We start from the raw sequence: 20,163 nt of genomic DNA, 5'->3' as shown, positions 1-20,163 counted from the left end.
GCCCGCTCGGAGGCGCGCCACCGCTACTACCGCCCAATTCTGTTTATAAGTAGATCGTCGCTACTGCCTCGCCTCAGTCGTCTGCGCGTGCGTTCTCGACGACTTGCACGAACTCCCGGGCGGTCTCGGTGATGACCTCGTAGTCGCCGCGCTCGGCGGCGTCGTAGTCGACGAGCGCGCCGCCGGCGCCGACCGCGAACGCGCCGGCGTCAATGTAGTCGGCCGCGTTGTCGGGGCCCACGCCGCCGGTCGGCATCATCGGGATCTGGCCCAGCGGGCCCTTCATCGCGCCGAGGTGGGCCGGGCCGACCGTCTTCGCCGGGAACACCTTCACGAAGTCGGCGCCGGCCTCGTAGCCGCGGACCGCCTCGGTCGGCGTCATCACACCCGGCGCCGAGACCGCGCCGTAGCGGTTGCACGTCTCGATCACGTCCTCGTGGAGGCTCGGGGAGACGACGAACTCCGCGCCCGCCATCAGCGTGGTCCGGGCCGTCTCGCTGTCGAGGACCGTCCCCGTGCCGACGACGACCTCGTCGTCGAACGAGGCCGTGACCTCCTCGATGAGGTCCGCGACACCGGGTGTGTCGGCGGTGATCTCGACGGCGGTGACCCCGCCCTCGCGCAGCGCCTCGGCGATCTCGATGAGCTGGTCGGCCGGCACCCCGCGCAACACCGCGACGACGCCGCTGTCGTCGAGCCGTGAAAGCGTCTCGTCCATACTCCCAGTTACCCGAGTCGGTCCTTAAAACCGCGCCGATGACCGCAGTCGGTGTGGACGAGCGGAGGCGGTTCGACGGCAACTGGGGTACGGGCGACCGCGCACTGCCGGCGACCCGACCGAGCCCCCGCTTCGCCGCCTGCCCCGTGACACCGGTCGACACGAAATCGGCGGCGATCGGGGGTACTCGCCCGCGAAACGGCCGCGACGAAACACTACCCTTTTGACCCTCCTTTCGGTAACACTCGGTATAATGGGCCGACGCAAGAAGATCGTTCAGGAATGTGAGCGGCTGATGGACGCCCCGGAGAACATCCGGAACATCGCCATCGCCGCCCACGTCGACCACGGGAAGACGACGCTCTCCGACAACCTGCTGGCGGGCGCCGGCATGATCTCCGAGGACACCGCGGGCGAACAGCTCGCGATGGACACGAAGGAGGACGAGCAGGAGCGCGGGATCACCATCGACGCGGCGAACGTTTCGATGACCCACGAGTACGAGGACACCAACCACCTCGTCAACCTCATCGACACCCCGGGTCACGTTGACTTCGGGGGCGACGTCACCCGCGCGATGCGCGCGGTCGACGGCGCCTTAGTGGTCGTCGACGCCGTCGAGGGCGCGATGCCCCAGACGGAGACGGTGCTCCGGCAGGCGCTCCGCGAGGGCGTGAAGCCGACGCTGTTCATCAACAAGGTCGACCGCCTCATCTCGGAGCTCCAGGAGGGGCCGCAGGAGATGCAGGAACGGCTGATGTCCGTCATCGCCGACGTCAACGAGCTCATCCGCGGGATGGCCGAGAACATGGACGACATCCCCGAGGACTGGACCGTCTCCGTCGAGGACGGCACGGTCGGGTTCGGCTCCGCGCTGTACAAGTGGGGCGTCTCGATGCCGTCGATGCAGCGGACCGGCATGGACTTCGGCGACATCATGGAGCTCGAACAGAACGACAAGCGGCAGGAGCTCCACGAGCGCACGCCCCTGTCGGACGTCGTGCTCGACATGGTCTGCGAGCACTTCCCGAACCCGGTGGACGCCCAGCCCCGCCGCGTCCCGCGCATCTGGCGCGGCGACCCCGAGTCCGACCTGGCCGACACGATGCGGCTGGTCGACGAGGACGGCGAGGTCGTCTTCATGGTCACCGACATCTCGATGGACCCGCACGCGGGCGAGATCGCGACGGGCCGCGTCTTCTCCGGCACGCTGGAGAAGGGCCAGGAGCTGTACGTCTCCGGCACCGCCGGCAAGAACCGAATCCAGAGCGTCGGCCTGTTCATGGGATCGGAGCGCGAGGAGGTGGACCGCGTCCCGGCAGGGAACATCGCGTCCGTCACCGGGCTGCGTGACGCCATCGCCGGCTCGACGGTCTCCTCCGTCGAGATGACACCGTTCGAGTCGATCGAGCACATCTCCGAGCCGGTCATCACGAAGTCCGTCGAGGCGCAGAACATGGACGACCTGCCGAAGCTCATCGAGACGCTCCAGCAGGTCGCCAAGGAAGACCCGACGATCCAGATCGAGATCAACGAGGACACCGGTGAGCACCTGATCTCTGGGCAGGGCGAGCTCCACCTCGAAGTGATCACCCAGCGGATCCGCGACAACCAGGGCATCCCGGTCATCACCGGGGAGCCGATCGTCGTGTTCCGCGAGCAGCCTCAGGAGTCGTCCCGCGAGGTCGAGGGGCAGTCGCCGAACCGGCACAACAAGTTCTACATCACCGTCGAGCCGATGGACCAGGAGATCGTCGACGCCATCCAGCTCGGCGAGGTCTCGATGGACATGCCCGAACTGGAGCGCCGGGAGGCGCTGCAGGAGGCCGGCATGGACAAGGACACCTCCCAGAACGTCGAGGACATCCACCGGACCAACATCCTCATCGACGACACGAAGGGGATCCAGCACCTCAACGAGACGATGGAGCTCGTCTTGGAGGGGCTTCAGGAGGCGCTCGACGACGGCCCGCTGGCCGCCGAGCCGGTTCAGGGGTCGCTGTTCCGCCTGCACGACGCGAAGCTCCACGAGGACACCATCCACCGCGGCCCCGCGCAGGTCATCCCGGCGGTCCGCGACGCGGTCCACCGCGCGCTGATCGACGGCGAGGTCCGCCTGCTGGAGCCGATCCAGGACGTCCGCATCGACGTGCCCAGCGAACACATGGGCGCCGCGTCCGGCGAGATCCAGGGCCGCCGCGGCCGCGTCGACGACATGTACCAGGAGGGCGACCTAATGGTCGTCGAGGGCATCGCGCCCGTCGAGGAGATGATCGGGTTCTCCTCCGACATCCGCTCGGCCACCGAGGGCCGCGCCTCGTGGAACACCGAGAACGCGGGCTTCCGCGTGCTCGTCGACAACCTCCAGCGCGAGAAGATCATGGAGATCCGCGAGCGCAAGGGGATGAAGCTCGAACTGCCGCAGTCGATCGACTACTTCTGAGTCGACGGCGCGGTTCGCGGTAGCCGGTCCCCGTTTTTCCTCTCTCTTCGAGCTCGATTCCTCGAAGCGGCGCGGCCGTCAGCCGCGGATTCGCCTGACGGTCGAGAGCGCCCCACCGAGGGCGAGGAACAGCCCGAGCACGGCAGCGAACAGCGGCGCGTTCGACGTCTGCGCCTTCAGGAACGCCCCGCCGGGGTCGGCCGGGTCGACGTACGCGGTGGTCGACTCGCCGGCGGCGTACTCCGAGACGACCTCGCGGGCCGCCGACTCGGTGTCGTAGTTCGACGTGATCGCCGACGGGAAGACGTTCGTGCTCGCGTACTCCGTCCCCTCGTACTCGTAGGTGAACCGCACCGCCGGCCGGTAGTCCACGCCGGGACTACTCCCGGTCGACGTCGACTCGACGCTGCGGTCGGTGACGGTCGCGTCGACCGCGACGGCGTCCTCGACCGCGCTCGACTGCTGGGTGTAGTCGTACGCCCCGTAGCCGGTCACCGCGAGACCGATCAACAGCATGACGACCGCTCCCTTGAGGGTCTTCGGACCGTCGATCGAGAGCCCGCTCATTCTGCGCTCGCACCTCGGTTCGAAGGGGTTCGGTCTGGGGAAGAGCGATTGGGCGGCGTCTGGTCCGAGAGACGCTGATTCGACGTGTCGGGCCGCACAGCGATGCTCGGCGAACCGCGTGGAGGGTGACACACGCCCGGCGATCGGTCGCGACCGCCCATAATTCTGCGGGACATTTCCGCCCGATCCGTGCGGTACGTTGACAGCCGAGGCGGCGAGGCAACGCCTGCCATCGCCGAAGGCTTATACCCGATCGTCCGACTCCGTTCGAGTATGCAGACGGGCACGACTCCCCCCGGCGCACCGCGACGGAGCCACCGAGCGACCGCTCCACGCCGGGGACAGGGACGTGTCTGCGAACGCGCGCTCCCGACCGGGCCCCGCTGCGCGCTGCGGCGGAGGTGGCGACGTGAGCGATCGCCGCGACGGGGCACCGGAGACCGCGCTCGACGCCGAGGACGCGGCGGGCGAGTCCGACCCGGCCGACCCCGGGGCGTCGCCCGACGGCGGCCACGCCTCGACGGCCCCCTCGACGCACACGGTCCGGTTAGAGCTCGTCGACGAGCCGGGCCAGCTGCTCGCCGCGCTCCACCCGATCGCGGACAACGGCGGGAACCTCCTGTCGATCTACCACGAGCGCGGGAACAAGACGCCCCGCGGGCGGATCCCGGTCGAGGTCGACTTCGAGGCGACCCCCGAGCGGTTCGAGGAGATCGTCGACGCGCTCCGCAGCGAGGGCGTGAACGTGATGCAGGCGGGCACGGAGCGGTACGCGGAGGAGGTGACGATCCTCCTGTTCGGCCACCTCATCGACACCGACCTCTCCGACACGCTCTCGCGGATCGAGGCCTGCGAGTCCGCGTCGGTCGCCGACGTGTCGCTCGCGGCCCCGCAGGGGACCGAGGAGGTGTCGAGCGCGCGGCTCCGGCTCGAAGCGCGCGCCGGCGAGACGGACGCGGCGCTGGCGGCGGTCCGCGAGCTCGCCGACGAGAAGGAGCTCCGCGTCGTGGAGCCGCTCACGGGGGTGGACGCGTGAGGCTCGCCGTGATCGGCGCGGGCGCGGTCGGGCGCTCCGTCGTCGAGTTGGCGGGCGAGTACGGCCACGAGGTCGTCGCGGTCGCGGACTCGTCGAGCGCGACGGTCGCCGACGGAACTGGCGGTCGGGCCGGCGCCGGCGGAGACGATTCGGTTGGTGTCGACCCCGACGCGGTCGTCGCGCGGAAGGCGGAGCGCGGGATCGTCGGCGACGCGGATCCGGAAGACGCCCTCTCGGCGGACTACGACGTCCTCGTGGAGGCCACGCCGACGACGCTGGGCGACGCCGAGCCCGGCTTCTCGCACGTGACCCGCGCGCTGGAGCGCGACCGCCACGCCGTCCTCGCGAACAAGGGCCCGGTCGCGGAGCGGTTCGGCGACCTGCGGGCGGCCGTCGACGACAGCGACGGCGAGATCCGGTTCGAGGCGACGGTGGGCGGCGCGATCCCCGCTGTGTCGACCGTCGAGGACATCGAACCCGGCCACGTCACCGCGGTCCGGGGCGTGCTCAACGGGACCGCGAACTTCATCCTGACGCGGATGGCCGCCGAGGGGCTCGACTACGACCACGTGCTCGCGGAGGCGCAGGATCTCGGCGTCGCGGAGGCGGACCCCTCCTTCGACGTGGACGGCACAGACGCGGCGCTGAAGTGCGTCATCCTCGCGAACGTGCTATCCTTTGGCGCGGCCGACGACCCCGCCGACGCCCGGGAGTTCACGCTCGACGACGCCGACGTCTCGGGGATCCGCGACGTGCCCGGCTCCGCGCTCCGGCTTGCGGCCGAGGACGGGCGGACGGTGCGGCTGATCGGCGAGGCGACCGGCGAGACCGTGCGGGTCGCGCCGCGGCTCGTCCCCGAGAACGGGACGCTCGCGGTCTCCGGCACGCAGAACATCGTCCAGATCGAGACGTCTCACGCCGGCCGGCTCAACATCTCCGGCCGCGGCGCGGGCGGCCCGGAGACCGCGAGCGCGGTCCTCGGCGACGTGGGGCGGCTGGAGTAGGGCGGGTCGTCCGGCCGGAGTGGGCCGGGTCGTCCGGCCGGAGCAGGCCGCTTCGACCGCCGAGTCCGCCGCCGCGGACCGGGGTCATGTGTCGCTCTGTCGTGTCCCGCGTTGTCGACAATCGCCGGACGGCGGCGCGATACTCTGTGGGCCGTATCGAAACCGTTTTAGTGGAATCAACCGAAACTTACTCACAGAGCGCCTTAGCGCGTGATTACCCCATGAGTGACAAACCGCACCAGAACTTGGCCATTATCGGCCACGTCGACCACGGCAAGAGCACGCTCGTGGGTCGCCTCCTCTTCGAGACGGGGAGCGTCCCCGAGCACGTAATCGAGCAGCACCGCGAGGAAGCCGAAGAGAAGGGCAAGGGCGGCTTCGAGTTCGCCTACGTGATGGACAACCTCGCCGAGGAGCGCGAGCGCGGCGTCACGATCGACATCGCCCACCAGGAGTTCGACACGGACCAGTACTACTTCACCATCGTCGACTGTCCGGGCCACCGTGACTTCGTGAAGAACATGATCACGGGCGCCTCGCAGGCCGACAACGCGGTGCTCGTCGTCGCGGCCGACGACGGCGTCGCGCCCCAGACCCGCGAGCACGTGTTCCTGGCCCGAACGCTCGGGATCAACGAGCTCATCATCGGCGTCAACAAGATGGACCTCGTCGACTACAGCGAGGACTCCTACAAGGAGGTCATCGGCGAGGTCGAGGACCTGCTCAACCAGGTCCGCTTCGCGACCGACGACACCACGTTCGTGCCGATCTCGGCGTTCGAGGGCGACAACGTCGCCGAGGCGTCCGAGAACACGCCGTGGTACGACGGCCCCACCCTGCTGGAGTCGCTCAACAACCTGCCGGAGGCCGAGCCGCCGACGGACGCGCCGCTCCGCCTGCCGATCCAGGACGTTTACACCATCTCCGGCATCGGGACCGTCCCCGTGGGACGCGTCGAGACCGGGATTCTCAACACCGGCGACAACGTCTCCTTCCAGCCGTCCGACGTGGGCGGCGAGGTGAAGACGGTCGAGATGCACCACGAAGAGGTGCCCAAGGCCGAGCCCGGTGACAACGTCGGGTTCAACGTCCGCGGCATCGGCAAGGACGACATCCGCCGCGGCGACGTCTGTGGCCCGGCCGACGACCCGCCGAGCGTCGCCGAGACGTTCAAGGCCCAGGTCGTCGTCATGCAGCACCCGTCGGTGATCACGGCCGGTTACACCCCGGTCTTCCACGCCCACACGGCGCAGGTCGCCTGTACGATCGAGTCCATCGATCAGAAGATCGACCCCTCGTCCGGTGAGGTCGCCGAGGAGAACCCGGACTTCATCAAGTCCGGCGACGCCGCGGTCGTCACCGTGCGCCCGCAGAAGCCGCTCAGCATCGAGCCGTCCGGCGAGATTCCGGAGCTCGGCAGCTTCGCCATCCGCGACATGGGGCAGACCATCGCGGCCGGCAAGGTGCTGGAAGTCAACGAGCGATAATCGATGCAGCAGGCACGCGTCCGCCTCGCCGGCACGAGCCCCGAGGACCTCGACGACATCTGCGACGACGTCCGCGAGATCGCGGACTCGACGGGGGTCGCCCTGTCGGGCCCGATCCCGCTGCCGACGAAGACGCTCGAGATCCCGTCGCGCAAGTCCCCGGACGGTGAGGGGACGGCGACGTGGGAGCACTGGGAGATGCGCGTCCACAAGCGTCTGATCGACATCGACGCCGACGAGCGCGCGCTCCGCCAGCTGATGCGCGTCCAAGTGCCGAACGACGTCAGCATCGAGATCGTTCTCGAAGACTGAGCGCTAGGGCGTTTCTCTTTCACCCCTCTCGTTTTTTCACCGCGTCTAGCGACGGCGTCGTCGATCGCGTCTCGCCTCCTGCGGTCGTATCCCGCTCACCTCGCGTCGAGCAGCCCGACCCGACCGGCCGCGAGCCCGCAGAACGCGCCGGTCGCGTGCGCGATCAGCGCGACGCCGGGCGCGGCCGTCATCGCGGTGAGGACGACCGCGAGGAACCCGAACAGGGCCAGTTGAATCCGCGGAGAGAGCCGGAACCGGTCGAACAGCGTCTCGCTCACGACGTTGCCGGCGAGCAGGTAGCCCCCCAGCGCGAACACCGCGCCGCTGATCCCCAACACGGCGGACGGGGGACCGAGCAGGCTCCCGAGGGTCACCTGCGCGACGCCCGCGAACGCGCCGGTCGCAACCACGAACGCGTGGAAGCGCACGCGGGTCGTCCGGCGCTCGACGAGTGGCCCGACGAGCAGCAGCCCGACGGCGTTCGCCAGCAGGTGACCGACGGAGCCGTGGGCGTACACGCTGGTGACGAGCGTCCACGGAGCGACGGAGACGGGCGTCGACAGCGCGAGGAGCCCGAAGAGGCCGACGAGGCTGAGGAGGGCCTGCGTGGCGCCGACGAGGAGGGTGATTCCGAGCGTTTCGAGGGTAGCACGCATGAGGTGAGGGTTGGAACCGCGCGGTGAAAAGGGTGTGCGGGGCGGGTTCGTCCCCCGACCGGCGCGCGACTCAGATCACGTCGTCGGGGTCGTGCGCCTTCGCCATCCGCGTCGCCTCGGCGGCGTAGCGCTTGCGGTCGTCGGGGTCGTCGACGGTCCCGACGTTCGACGGCGGCGCGTCGACGGCGGCCGTGGTGTCGCGCACGTCCGTGAAGGAGGTGAGCGCGCGCTCCTTCCGGAAGTAGCGCTCGCCGTCCGGCGTCGCGTACGTGAGGATCACCATGTTCTGCTCGTCGTCGGAGTAAGTGCGCTCGACGAGCCACATCCGCACGGCGTCGGTCGCGGAGCCGGGGGCCGCCTCGTTCGCGTTCATGCGTGGTATTTCGATTTCCATGAACAAACGTGTTGCGTCGGTCCGCGCTCCCCGATCGCCCCCGCTTCGCCTCCGGGAACCGCCAGCGTTTTATTCTTTAGGGCAACCTAAACAATCGCATGAACACGCGCGTCGTCGCCGCTCGGCTCCGCGAACGTCTCTCTCGTCTTCGCGGGAGTCTCTCGCGGCTCCGCGAACGGCTTCCTCCGGGGACCCTCGCGATCGCGGGCACGCTCCTCGTCCTCGGGGTCGGCGGCGCGGTGTTGGCGCGGACGCTCGACGTCGGCGTCGTGATCGAGGCGGCCGCGACCGCCGACCCCGCGTTCCTCGCGGCGGCGCTCGCCGCGTACCTGCTGTCGTGGCCGCTCCGCGGCCGGCGGTACGGCGACGTGCTCGCGCCGATGGGACACCGCTGCCGGACGGCGTTCCTCACGGCGGCGGTGTTCGCGAGCCAGACCGCGAACCTGATCGTTCCCGCCCGGGCGGGCGACGGGGTGCGCGCGTACCTGCTGAACGACCGGCGCGACGTGCCGTACCCGACCGGCGTCGCGTCGCTGGCTGTCGAGCGGGCGTTCGACTTAGTTGCGCTCGGCGTCCTCGGCGGCGCCGCGCTCGCGGTCCTGCTCGTCGACGGGCGGGCCGCGGCGCCGGACGGGTCGGGGCGGGCGCTCGCCGCCGCCGGAGGAATCGCGGTCGCGGCCGCGCTCGGTTCGGCGGTCACCGTCGCGGTCGCCCGGAGCGACCGCCGGTTCGGTCCGGCGCTCCGCGACCGGTTCGACGGCAGTCGGCTCTCGCGGGCCGTCGACGCCGCGGTCCGGTTCGGGGCCGCCGTCCGCGTCGTCGCCGCGGACGGGGCGGCGCTCGTGCGTGTGTTCCTCGCCAGCGCCGTCGTCTGGGCGCTGGACGTGGCCACCGCGGTCCTCGTGCTCGCGGCGCTCGTCGGCGGGTTCGGCGGCGGCGTCGCCCCCGTCACGCTGCTCGTCGTCGGGACCCTCGCGGTCTCGGCCGGGAACCTCGCGAAGGTGTTGCCGCTCTCGCAGGGCGGGATCGGTCTGTACGAGGCCGCGTTCACCGGGATCGTCGTCGCGACGACGCCGATCGCCCCCGAGGTTGCGCTCGCCGCGGCGGTGCTCGACCACGCGCTGAAGAACGGCGTCACCCTCGCCGGCGGCGCGGCCGCGGCGGCCGCGTTCGACCTCTCGCTGACGGGGACTCCGGACGAATCCGCGCCGGAGACGGAGTCGACCGCGGCGCCGACCGCGACGGACCGCTAAGTTTTTAGGCCAGCCTAAAAATTATCGCATATGCCGACCACCGCCCCGAGCGCCGACGATTCGGACATCTGCGTCATCGTCCCGACGATCCGAGAGTACGAGTGCCTCCGCGAGTACGTTGCGAACGCCCGCGAACACGGCTTCGACGTCTCGCGGCTCCACTTCCTCTTAGTCACCGAGGACTTCTGTGACACCGACGAGATGCGCGCCATGCTCGACGACCTCGGCGTCTCCGGCGAGGTGTTCGACGGCAGCCGCCGCGAGGAGTGGTACGAGGCCAACGGGGTCGCGGAGTACGGCCACGTCGTCCCGGCCGCGAGCCACGCCGAGACGAGCTTCGGCCTGCTGTACATGTGGGCCGACGACTCCTTCGAGTACGGGATCTTCATCGACGACGACACGCTCCCGCACGACGATGTCGACTACTTCGGCCGCCACATGGAGAACCTCGCCTTCGGCGGCGAAGTCGAGCGCGTGCGCTCCGACGAGGAGTGGGTGAACGTCCTCTACGACAACGCCGATGAGCACGGGCTCTACCCGCGCGGCTACCCGTACTCGGCGATGGACGAGACGGTCGAGACGGACGCGGTCGACGTCGAGCCCGGCGAGGTCGTCGCCTCGCAGGGGCTGTGGACGAACGTTCCCGACCTCGACGCGGTCCGGATCCTGATGGACGGCGACTTACAGGGGCAAGCGCAGACCCGCACGACCGCCGACGACTTCGGCGAGGACTTCGTCGCCGCGCGCGGCAACTACCTCACCGTCTGCTCGATGAACCTCGCGTTCCGCCGCGAGGTGATCCCGGCGTTCTACCAGCTGCCGATGGACGACAACGAGTGGGACGTGGGCCGCTTCGACGACATCTGGTCGGGGCTCTTCTTAAAGCGCGCCTGCGACGTGCTCGGCAAGCGCATCTACAACGGCGACCCGCTGTGTGAACACAACAAGGCCCCGCGCTCGACGTTCGACGACCTCGCGAACGAGGTGGCGGGGTTAGAGCTGAACGAACACGTCTGGGAGGTCGTCGACGAGGCGGGCGACGACGCCGACTCGTACGCGGCGGTCTTCGACGAGATGGCCGACGCGCTCGCGGAGGGCGAGTTCGACGAGTGGAACAACGGCGCGTTCCTCAACCACTGCGGCGAGTACATGCGCGACTGGCTCGACTGCCTCGACGCGATCCGCCGGACGCCGGCGGTCGCGGACGACTGAACCGACACGACTAAAAGTATTTAGGTAAGCCTAAAACACATGACGAACCACGAATCCGACGGACGAGACGGACGCGACGTTCGACGACGGAAGTTCCTCGCAGCCACCGGTTCGGTCGGCGTCGCGGGGATCGCCGGCTGTAACGGGACGACCGACGACAGCGAGGACGGCGGCGACGGCGGTGACGGCGTCGGCGACGCCGTCGGCCAGATTGGTTCCGGCCGCGCGGGCCGCGGCGCCCCCGGCGGCACGCCGATGGCGGAGATGCCGGCGCTCGAAGGCGAGCTCACCGTCTACTCCGGCCGCGGCGAGTTCCTCGTCGGCGAGCTCGTCAGCTACATCGACGACCTGTACGACGACTTCGACCTGACCGTCCGGTACAACAACTCGACCGATCTCGTGAACCAGATCGTCAACGAGGGCGAGGGGTCGCCGGCGGACGTGTTCTACTCGGTGAACGCCGGCGCGCTCGGCGCGCTCGCCGACGCGGGACGGGCGCAGGCGCTCCCCGACGACGTGGCCGAGAAGGTCCGCCAGGAGTTCCGCACCGAGCAGTGGGTCGGCACCTCCGGGCGCGCCCGGACGATCCCGTACAACACCGAGGCGTTCTCCGAGGACGACCTCCCGGACGACATCATGGCGTTCCCGGAGGAGTTCGAGGGCGACCTCGGGTGGGCGCCGTCGTACGGCTCCGCGCAGGCGTTCATCACCGCAATGCGAATCTTAGAGGGCGAAGACGCCACCCGCGAGTGGCTGGAGGCAATGGTCGAGCGCGGCGCCGCGACGTACCCCGACGAGTTCCGCACGTGTCAGGAGATCGCTGACGGCGAGATCGACGCCGCGTTCACGAACCACTACTACATCCAGCGCGTCCTCGACGGCAACCCGGAGGCCCCGATCGCCACCGCGTTCACCGAGGGCGACGCGGGCGCGGTGTTCAACGTTGCGGGCGCCGCCGTCGTCGACACCGCCTCCGACGCCGACCTCGCCGCGAACTTCGTCCGACACCTGCTGTCGGCGGAGGCGCAGGACTACTTCGCGCGCTCCACCTTCGAGTACCCGCTGATCCCCGACGTCGAGCCGATCGGCGACCTCCCGACGATCGACGAGCTGGACGTCCCGGACATCGACCTCTCGGAGCTGTCCAACCTCGAACCGACGATCGACCTCATGCGCGAGGCCGGCGTCCAGCTCTGAGCGGCCGACGCGCTCCCCACCACGCCCACGTCACCACCGCCTCTCGCCCGTGTCACTTCTCCCACTGTCGCTCCGTCCCCGCCGACTCGCCGCCCGGCTCCGCCAGCGACTCGCCCGCGCCGACCGCGTGAGCCTCGCGGCGGCCTTGGTCGCGATCGCGGCCGGCGTCCTGACGTTCGTCATCGCCGCCACCGTCTTCTCGCACCACTCCGCGAACCACGACGAGGGGGTCTACCTCACGCAGGCGGCGCTCCTCTTGGGCGGCCAGCTCGAGTTCCACGCCGGTCCGCTCGCCGACGCCGTCCACCCGTGGTTCTTCATCGAGGACGGCGGCCGGCTCTACCCGAAGTACAACCCCGTCCCGGCGGCGATGTTCGCGGTCACGATGGGCCTGTTCGGCGAGCCCCGCGTCACGCTCGCGGTCGTCGCCGCCGGCAACGCTGCCCTCGTGTACCTGCTCGGGTCGATGACGGTCGGCCGCCGGGCCGGTCTCGCCGCGGCCGTCTGCTTCGCCGCGTCGCCGATGGCGGTCGCGACGTCGTCGGCGTTCCTCCCGTACGCGCCCACGACGTTCTTCAACCTGATCTTCGCGGTCGCGTACCTCCGGAGCGTCCGGGACCGGTCGCTCCGGGCGGCCGGCGTCGCGGGCGTCGCGATCGGGCTCGCGTTCTTCGCGCGGCCGTACACCGCGGTGCTGTTCGCCGCGCCGTTCATCGCCCACGCGCTGTGGCGGGTGGGGTCGGCGGTCCGTCGCTTCGGTGCCGAGTCCGGGATGTCGACACCGCGTGCGTTCGCGGCCCTCGGTCGCCGCGCGCTTGGAGTCGGCCGGTCCGGCGAGCTTCCCGGTCCGATCCGACGCCACGGCCTTACGGCGCTGTTCGGCGTCCTGTTCGTCGGCGTCACGCTCGCGTACAACGTCCGGATGACCGGGTCGCCGCTCACGTTCCCGTACCAGGTGTTCGCGCCGATGGACGGGCCCGGCTTCGGCGAGCGGCGCATCCTCGGCCACTCGGTCGACTACACGCTCGGGCTGGCGCTGGAGTCGAACCGGTACGCGCTGCAGGAGATCGCGACCCGGTGGTTCGTCGCCGGGCCGCTCGGGACCGTCGTCGCGCTGGTCGGCGGCGCGGTCGCGCTGTGGGGCTGGCGCGCGAGCGGCGATCCGCGGAGGCCGGTGGTCGTCGACCACGGCAAGGATGTCGCGGAGACCGCCGGCTCGCCCGCGTTCCGGCGGACGGCGACGCTGCTCCTCGTGGGCGTCGCGGTCTCCGTCGTCGTCGGGAACCTCTACTTCTGGGGGACCCACAACGCGCTCGCCGACCTTTCGGACCCGACCGACGGGCTCGCGTCGCTGTTCGGGCCGTTCTACCACTTCGACCTGCTCGTCCCGCTGTCGGTGTTCGGCGGCCTCGGCGTTGCCGTCGGGTGGCGGGGGCTCGTCGCGGCCCGCGAGCGGGTCGTGGTCCGCGGCGTCTCGCCGACGGTCGCGAGCGCGGCGCTCGCGGTCGTCGTCGCGCTCGCGGTCGCGGGCGGGGGCGTCACGGCCGTGGACGCGGCCGCGGACCCGATGGAGCGGAACGCCGCGGTCGATGAGAAACACGAGGCCGCGTACGCCCCGATCGACGAGGCGACGTTCGAGGACGCGCTGGTGTTCGTCCCCACGCCGTACGGCGAGTGGCAGAACCACCCGTTCCAGTACCTCCGGAACGGCCCGGGGCTCGACGGCGAGGTCGTGTACGCGCTCGACCGCGACCCGGTCGAGAACTTCGCGGTGCTCGACGCGTACCCGAATCGGACGCTCTACCGCTACGGCTACCAGGGGGTCTGGACCGCGAACCCGGAGACCCGCGTCACGCCGAAGTTAGCGGTGCTGGGCCGGCGCTCGGGGGCTCGGCTCGACGCGGAGACGACCGTCGGCGTGCCGGACCGCGTCGTCCGCGCGCAGGTCCGCGTCGACCCGCGCCGGGGCGCGGCGGGCGGTCCCGACCACGTCTCCTACACCGTGAGCGACCTCGGCGACTCGCTCGCGGTCGACTGGGCGGTGACGCCCGAGGGCGTTCGGCTCTCCGATGGGGCGGCCGCCGGGGCACCCGAGGCGGCCGAACCGGTGCCGTTCGACCCCGAGGGCGACGTGGTCGCAGTGACGGTGACGCTCGTCGACCCCACGGGCGCGACGTTCACGTACCGGCAGGAGGTGACGGTGCGGCTGACTGAGGACGACACCGTCGAGGCCGTCTGGCCGCCCGAGCGCTCGACCTGCCGGCTCGTCACGGAGTGCGGCAACGAGGGGACGTACCTCCCCGACGAGCCCCAGACTCACCCCGAGTGGGTCGTCTTCGAGACTGAGACCGAAACGAGCGATTAATTGGTTGATTGCTTATAAATAGCTGTCAGTGGATCGGCGGCGAACACCTCCAAAGCACCAGCCGCTCGCTTATAAATAGCTGTCAGTAGATCGGCGGCGAACACCTCCAAAGCCCCAGTCGCTCGCTTATAAATAACTGACAGTAGATCGGCGGCGAGCACCTCCAAAGCACCAGCCGCTCGCTTATAAATAACTGACAGTAGATCGGCGGCGAGCACCTCCAAAGCCCCAGCCGCGAGGCGGGCGCACACTCGCTGCGCTCCTCAGTCGCTCGCGCTGCTCGCTCCCTGCGGTGCTTGCGTCGTCTGCGCCCGCCTCGCGACTGCCCCTTTGAGTCCCGCCCCCGCACCGCTCCGCGACCGCACCTCACGCCTCCCCAGCCTCGTCGGGCGCATCCTTCGGGCTCCCTTCGGTCGCCCTCGTCGCGCCCGACTCCCTCGCGCGTGCGGTTCGCGCCCGAGGGGCGCTCACCGGCACGCGCCACCGCTGCGTCCATTTATAAGTGATCGACGCTGTCGCTCACGAGCGTAAAAACGCCGCCGGCGGCGGTCCACTGTGCCCACAGTGTACGTCCGGACCGCCGTCCGACGCCGGGTCGAGGGCGAAGCGCCCTCAGAAGCGCCGCAGTTGCTCTTCGAGACAGACGGTGACGATCGACTTCGCGATGGCGGCGCCGCCGCCGATCGGGTCGAGCTTCGTCTCACCGAGGCGCTCGGCGTACCGGATCGGGCGCTCGCGCACGTCGTAGCCCCGCATCAGCGGACGGATGAGGAGCTCGGCGGAGAGGCCGGTGTTCTCCGTCCAGCCGATCTCCTCGACCACGTCGCGGCGGTACGCGCGCATCCCCGTGGTGGTATCATGGACGCGCTCGCCCATCAACAGGCTCGCGAGCGCCGCAAACGCGTGGTTTCCGAAGCGGTTGAACGCCGGCATCGCGTCGGCGCCGTGGTAGAGCCGGTCGCCGCTCACCACGTCCGCGCCGTCGTTGATCTCCGCGAGGAACTCCGGCAGCGCCTCCATCGGATAGGTGTCGTCGCAGTCGGTCGTGACGACGACCGGGCGGTCGGGCGTCAGGATCGCCTCGCTGACGGCGACGCCGTACCCCTGCGGCTCCTGCTCGATGACGGTCGCGCCGTGTTCGCGGGCGATCTCGGGCGTTCGGTCCGAGGAGCCGTCGACGCAGACGACCTCCGCCTTCCCGTCGGTCACCTCGTCGATGTCGTCGAGGACCGTGCCGATCGCCTCCTCCTCGTTGTACGTCCCCATCACGACGCTGAGGTCGTCGAAGGTGTACGCCCCCGAGGCGTCGGCGGTCGCGTCCGTGTCGCCCGAGATGTCCGCTCCGTCCGCCGCGTCGGTATCGTCCATCGCGGCCGCCTCGCTGCCGTTCTCGACCGCGGCCGCCGAGCCGTTCGTCGCGTGTGCTGAGTCGCTCATTACCCGCATCTCAGTCCGTACCCACTTGAGTTTTTAGGTTTACCTAAAATAGTGGCAGTCGGTCGTCAGGACCCGTCCGCGAGCCAGCCGGCCACGTCGTCCCCGACGCGGAGCGCGAGCGCGGCGATAGTGAGCGTCGGGTTCATCGCGCCGCTCGTCGGGAAGACGGAGCTGGAGGCGATCCAGCAGTTGTCGAGGTCGTGGGTCCGGCAGTCGGCGTCGACGACGCCCGAATCGGGGTCGTCGCTCATCCGCGTCGTCCCCATGTGGTGGTAGGCGGGCCCCGTCGCGTCCGGCCCGGCGACCCACTCGACGTCGGCGCCGAGTTCTTCGAGGATCTCGACTTGGATCTCGTTCGCGCGTTCGATCGTGTCGAGCGCGCGGTCGCCGACCGTCCACTCTATTTGCGGCACGGGGTTCCCGCGGTCGTCGGTGCGGTCGTCGGCGAGGGTGATCCGGCTGTCGGCGTCTGGGAGCTGCTCGACGAGCCCGCCCATCGCGACGTGGTTCCCGTACCCATCTCGGAGCCGGTCGAGGAGCGCGTCGCCCCAGTCGTCGCCGGTCAGGGCCATCTCCACCGGCGAGGGGCCGGCGTAGTTGAAGAACTCCAGCTTGAACGGGGCCTGTTCCTCGTCGGCCTCGTCGTAGAACTGGTCGCAGGCGCTGGTGTAGAAGCCGACGTGGTTCTGTCTCGTCTCCTCGTCGAGCGTGCCGCCCGCGCCCGCGAACAGGTGGTCCATGAAGAACTCGCCGACGTGGCCGCTCCCGTTCGCGAGCCCGTCCGGGTAGCGGTCCGAGTCGGAGAGCAGGAGGAGCCGCGGCGTCTCCACCCCGCCGGCGGCGACGACGAACGCGTCCGCCTCCTGCCTGTGCCGCTCCCCGTCCGGCGTCGCGTAGACGGCGGCGGTCACCCGGTCGTCGCCGTCGTGTTCGAGGCGCTCGACCGGCGCGCGGTCGACCACGGTCGCGCCCTTCTCCTCCGCGCGCTCGATATGGACCGTCGCGTCGTACTTCGCGCCGCTCGGACAGACCGGCTGGCAGGTGCCGTAGCCGACGCAGGGCGACCGGTCGTCGTACGGCTCCGAGTTGCGCGCGTTCGGAACCGAGTGCATGTCGATCCCCAACTCCTCGCAGGCCTCGGCGAACAGCGAGTCGCTGTAGGAGGGCTCGAACGCCGGCATCGGGTGCGGCTCCTCGCGCGGCGGCGCGTAGGGGTTATCAGAGGCGCCCGCGACGCCCAGCTCCTTCTCCGCCTCGGCGTAGTACGGCCGCAGGTCCGCGTACTCTATCGGCCAGTCGGCGCCGACGCCTCGCTCGCTCGCGGAGTTGAAGTCGTCCTCGTGGAGCCGCATCACCATCCCCTGCCAGTGGAGCGTCGACCCGCCGACGCCCTTCACGCGGGCGTGGTTGAGGGGGTACGAGCGGTCGCCGGCGGTCTCGTAGGCGTCGCGCGCCCCGCCGCCGCCCCACACGTCCGGTCGCCCGTAGGAGGGACGGATCGCCCGCTCCTGTCTGGCGAGGCGGTCCGCCGGGTCGAACCGCGGTCCGGCGTCGAGCACCACCACGTCGCGGTCGCCCGCGAGCCGGTCAGCGACGAGCGCCCCGGCGGGACCCGCGCCGACGACGCAGACGTCGGCGTCCGGGACGGGCGTGCGGTCGACGTCGCGGCCGTCGTCCGTGCGCCCGTCGCCGACGCTCTCGGCGCCGCTCATCGCGGCCCCCGCTGGTAGCTCTCCGCGCCGCCCGGGTGTCCCTGCGGGTTCTCGATGCCGACGAGCTCGCCGCCGGTCGGAGAGGAGTACAGCGCGAGCAGCAGCTCGTTGACGACGTAGTAGCGCACCCGTTCCGCGGTCGTTCCGTCCGGGTTCTCCTCGGCTACGTCCGCGCCGAGTTCGCGGAGCAGCGCGTCGCGGTCGGCGGGCGGGAGGTCGGCGACCGGCGCGTCGTACCACGACCGGGCCGCCGACTCGACCTCGGCGACCGCCGCGCGGATCCCCTCGCCGTGGGTTGACCCGTCGAGGCGGCCGTCGAGGAACGCCTCGACGAACGCGTCGACCCCGGAGACCGCGTCCGGATACACGGTCCGCGCGACCGCGGTCATCGCCGTTCGAACCGCCTCGTCGCCGGGGGTCCCCTCGCCGTCCCACGAGCGGTCGGCGTCGCCGTCTTCCGTACCCTCGCCGCCCCGCTCGTCGGTCGCCCGACGGACGCCGAGCGCGACGCCGCCGGTCGCGCCGATCGCGGCCAGCGCGGCCGCCGCGTCGCGTCGCGTCAGTTCCATGGAAGAGTTTAGGTGGCCCTAAATTCATATATCCGTCGGAGCGCGCTCGCCGGACGATCGGAACCCCTAACGCTCGGCGCGCCCTCGCCTCGACAACTCGACTCCATCCCCGCACAATGTCCCTGCGAACCCGGATCCGCGACCGGCTGACCGACGGCGACGACAGGCTCCCGATCGGGCTCACGCTGCTCTGCGCGGCGATCGCCGCCACTCTCGTGTTCCCGCTCGCGTGGCTCGTCATCGAGGCGGTCGCCGTCGAGCGCGAGCGCGCCGTGGACCTCCTCTTCAGCGCCGGGACCGCCGACGTGCTCGTCAACAGCCTCCTCCTGATGGCCGGCGTCACGGCGGCGTCGATCCTGATCGGCGTCCCGCTCGCGTACCTCACCGCCCGGACCGACCTCCCGTTCCGCCGCTTCTGGTCGGTCGCGGCCGCCCTCCCGCTCGTCGTGCCGAGCTACGTCGGCGCCTTCTCGTTCGTCTCCGCGTTCGGGCCGCAGGGGGAGTTCCACGAGGTGCTTGCCCCGCTGGGCGTCGAGCGCGTCCCGGAGGTCTCGGGCCTCTCCGGGTCGATCCTCGTCATCACGCTGTACACGTACCCGTACGTCTACCTGACGACCCGGGCCGCGCTGCTGTCGTTCGACACGACTCTCTTAGAGGCCGCCCGGACGCTGAACCACGGCCGGATCGCGGCGTTCCGGCGCGTGACGCTCCCGACGATCCGGCCCGCGATCGCCGCGGGCTCGCTGCTCGCCGCGCTGTACGCGGTCTCGGACTTCGGTACCCCGTCGATTATGCGGCTCCCGGTGTTCACCCGGCAGATATACGTCGAGTACAACGCGTTCGGCCGCGACTACGCCGCGCTGCTCTCCCTCCAGCTGCTCGTCGTGGTGGTCCTCGTGCTCGCCTTAGAGTGGGCGGTCCGCTCGGACCGGGAGACGAGCGGCGACGACGCGGGCCGGACCGACGACCGCGTGTCGCTCGGGCGGTGGCGGTGGCCGGCGACGCTGCTCCCCGCCGGCGTGTCCGCGTTCGCGCTCTTAGTGCCGCTGTGGATCCTCGGGCTGTGGCTGGTCAACTCGGAGGCCGGACGCCGTCCCTCGCTCGCGTTCGAGCCGATACAGGTGCTCAACTCGGTGTCGGTCTCGGCGGCCGCCGCGGTCGTCGCCGCGCTCGCCGCCATCCCCATCGCGTACTTCGCCGCGAACCACGACTCGCCGCTCGCGGTCGTCTTCGAGCGCGCGACGTACGTGGGCTTCGCGGTCCCCGGCATCGTGTTAGCGCTCGCGTTGGTGTACTTCGGCTCCGGGTACGCGCCGTGGATCTACCAGACGCTGCCGCTACTGATCTTCGCGTACGTCGTCCGGTTCCTCCCGCAGGCGGTGGGCTCCACCCGGACGTCGATCCTCCAGGTCGACCGACGGCTCGTCGAGGCCGGGCGCACGCTCGGCGAGTCGCCGACCGGCGCGTTCCGCCGCGTCACGTTCCCGCTCACCCGGTCCGGGATCGTCGCCGGGGCCGCGCTCGTGTTCCTCACGACGATGAAGGAGCTCCCCGTCACCCTCGTTCTCCGCCCGTCCGGCTTCGACACGATCGTCACCCAGATCTGGCGCGCGCAGTCGACCGCGCTCTACCAGTACGCGGTCGTGCCGACGCTCATCTTACTCCTCATCTCCGGGCTCTCGATGGTCGTCATCCTCACGCAGGAGGGCGGCGAAGAGGGGCTGTGAGGGACGACGGCGACCGGACTCGCGATACTGTTGTGAAATAAACACAATTCCGCTCTCGCGGACCGATGCGGGGC

Annotated in this window: 18 protein-coding genes; 10 read left to right on the top strand and 8 right to left on the bottom strand. The window is 70.3% G+C overall.

Annotated elements, in window-relative coordinates:
* Positions 1-73: 73 nt before the first annotated feature.
* Entirely contained in the window at positions 74-718 is a 645-nt protein-coding gene (locus tag J7656_RS00475; protein WP_017341914.1) for a bifunctional 4-hydroxy-2-oxoglutarate aldolase/2-dehydro-3-deoxy-phosphogluconate aldolase, read from the bottom strand.
* Between the two features lie 253 nt (positions 719-971).
* Between J7656_RS00475 and J7656_RS00470 the strand changes: the two genes are divergently transcribed.
* Positions 972-3,161 (top strand): elongation factor EF-2, encoded by a 2,190-nt coding sequence (locus J7656_RS00470; protein ID WP_017341915.1) that lies wholly within the window; start codon positions 972-974, stop codon positions 3,159-3,161.
* Positions 3,162-3,239: 78 nt separating this feature from the next.
* On the opposite strand, the gene J7656_RS00465 is transcribed toward J7656_RS00470, so the two are convergent.
* Positions 3,240-3,728, bottom strand: coding sequence for a DUF3592 domain-containing protein (locus J7656_RS00465; RefSeq protein WP_017341916.1), 489 nt, complete (start codon positions 3,726-3,728; stop codon positions 3,240-3,242).
* Between the two features lie 409 nt (positions 3,729-4,137).
* On the opposite strand from J7656_RS00465, the gene J7656_RS00460 reads away from it, so the two are divergent.
* The 4 genes from J7656_RS00460 (at position 4,138) to rpsJ (ending at position 7,567) form a co-directional block, all read left to right on the top strand.
* A complete protein-coding gene (locus J7656_RS00460) occupies positions 4,138-4,764 on the top strand; it encodes an amino acid-binding protein (RefSeq protein WP_017341917.1) in 627 nt (208 codons plus the stop codon).
* Positions 4,761-5,768 carry a homoserine dehydrogenase gene (locus tag J7656_RS00455; RefSeq protein ID WP_017341918.1) on the top strand — a complete coding sequence of 336 codons (1,008 nt, stop codon included), beginning with the start codon at positions 4,761-4,763 and terminating at the stop codon, positions 5,766-5,768. Before J7656_RS00460 ends, J7656_RS00455 begins: the two co-directional genes overlap by 4 nt.
* A 221-nt stretch (positions 5,769-5,989) precedes the next feature.
* Entirely contained in the window at positions 5,990-7,255 is a 1,266-nt protein-coding gene (gene tuf, locus J7656_RS00450; protein ID WP_017341919.1) for a translation elongation factor EF-1 subunit alpha, read from the top strand.
* Positions 7,256-7,258: 3 nt separating this feature from the next.
* Complete coding sequence (gene rpsJ, locus J7656_RS00445) at positions 7,259-7,567, top strand: 30S ribosomal protein S10 (protein WP_004048854.1); 309 nt, start codon at positions 7,259-7,261, stop codon at positions 7,565-7,567.
* A gap of 95 nt (positions 7,568-7,662) precedes the next feature.
* Here the strand turns inward: rpsJ and J7656_RS00440 are convergent, their stop codons facing one another.
* Positions 7,663-8,223, bottom strand: coding sequence for a rhomboid family intramembrane serine protease (locus J7656_RS00440; protein WP_017341920.1), 561 nt, complete (start codon positions 8,221-8,223; stop codon positions 7,663-7,665).
* A 70-nt stretch (positions 8,224-8,293) separates the two neighbouring features.
* Positions 8,294-8,596 carry a DUF7967 family protein gene (locus J7656_RS00435; protein ID WP_017341921.1) on the bottom strand — a complete coding sequence of 101 codons (303 nt, stop codon included), beginning with the start codon at positions 8,594-8,596 and terminating at the stop codon, positions 8,294-8,296.
* A 119-nt stretch (positions 8,597-8,715) separates the two neighbouring features.
* On the opposite strand from J7656_RS00435, the gene J7656_RS00430 reads away from it, so the two are divergent.
* From J7656_RS00430 to J7656_RS00415, 4 genes are read left to right on the top strand one after another with little or no spacing between them, the layout of a single operon-like run.
* Positions 8,716-9,870 carry a lysylphosphatidylglycerol synthase transmembrane domain-containing protein gene (locus J7656_RS00430; RefSeq protein ID WP_017341922.1) on the top strand — a complete coding sequence of 385 codons (1,155 nt, stop codon included), beginning with the start codon at positions 8,716-8,718 and terminating at the stop codon, positions 9,868-9,870.
* 30 nt (positions 9,871-9,900) lie between these two features.
* The gene (locus J7656_RS00425) at positions 9,901-11,082 is read left to right on the top strand and encodes a hypothetical protein (RefSeq protein WP_017341923.1); all 1,182 of its coding nucleotides are present in this window, start codon (positions 9,901-9,903) and stop codon (positions 11,080-11,082) included.
* Positions 11,083-11,121: 39 nt separating this feature from the next.
* Complete coding sequence (locus J7656_RS00420; protein ID WP_211553764.1) at positions 11,122-12,279, top strand: extracellular solute-binding protein; 1,158 nt, start codon at positions 11,122-11,124, stop codon at positions 12,277-12,279.
* A 49-nt stretch (positions 12,280-12,328) separates the two neighbouring features.
* Entirely contained in the window at positions 12,329-14,644 is a 2,316-nt protein-coding gene (locus J7656_RS00415; protein ID WP_211553763.1) for an ArnT family glycosyltransferase, read from the top strand.
* On the opposite strand, the gene J7656_RS00410 is transcribed toward J7656_RS00415, so the two are convergent.
* From J7656_RS00410 to J7656_RS00395, 4 genes are all read right to left on the bottom strand, one after another.
* Positions 14,641-14,895, bottom strand: coding sequence for a hypothetical protein (locus J7656_RS00410; protein WP_249191484.1), 255 nt, complete (start codon positions 14,893-14,895; stop codon positions 14,641-14,643). The two genes, J7656_RS00415 and J7656_RS00410, sit on opposite strands and share 4 nt — an antisense overlap.
* A gap of 361 nt (positions 14,896-15,256) precedes the next feature.
* On the bottom strand, positions 15,257-15,910 hold the full coding sequence (locus J7656_RS00405; RefSeq protein ID WP_249191515.1) for a dolichyl-phosphate hexose transferase: 654 nt from the start codon (positions 15,908-15,910) through the stop codon (positions 15,257-15,259).
* Positions 15,911-16,146: 236 nt separating this feature from the next.
* Positions 16,147-17,793, bottom strand: a complete 1,647-nt coding sequence (locus J7656_RS00400) for a GMC family oxidoreductase (protein ID WP_211553761.1) — start codon at positions 17,791-17,793, stop codon at positions 16,147-16,149.
* Positions 17,790-18,362, bottom strand: a complete 573-nt coding sequence (locus tag J7656_RS00395) for a gluconate 2-dehydrogenase subunit 3 family protein (RefSeq protein WP_017341928.1) — start codon at positions 18,360-18,362, stop codon at positions 17,790-17,792. Before J7656_RS00395 ends, J7656_RS00400 begins: the two co-directional genes overlap by 4 nt.
* Positions 18,363-18,478: 116 nt before the next feature.
* On the opposite strand from J7656_RS00395, the gene J7656_RS00390 reads away from it, so the two are divergent.
* On the top strand, positions 18,479-20,089 hold the full coding sequence (locus J7656_RS00390) for an ABC transporter permease (protein WP_211553760.1): 1,611 nt from the start codon (positions 18,479-18,481) through the stop codon (positions 20,087-20,089).
* The last annotated feature ends 74 nt before the right edge of the window (positions 20,090-20,163 follow it).

The organism is Halorubrum ruber (genome assembly GCF_018228765.1).
GTDB classification, from domain to species: domain Archaea; phylum Halobacteriota; class Halobacteria; order Halobacteriales; family Haloferacaceae; genus Halorubrum; species Halorubrum ruber.
The sequence above is the reverse complement of the archived record's forward strand: the minus strand, read 5'-3'. Positions and strand labels throughout refer to the sequence as shown.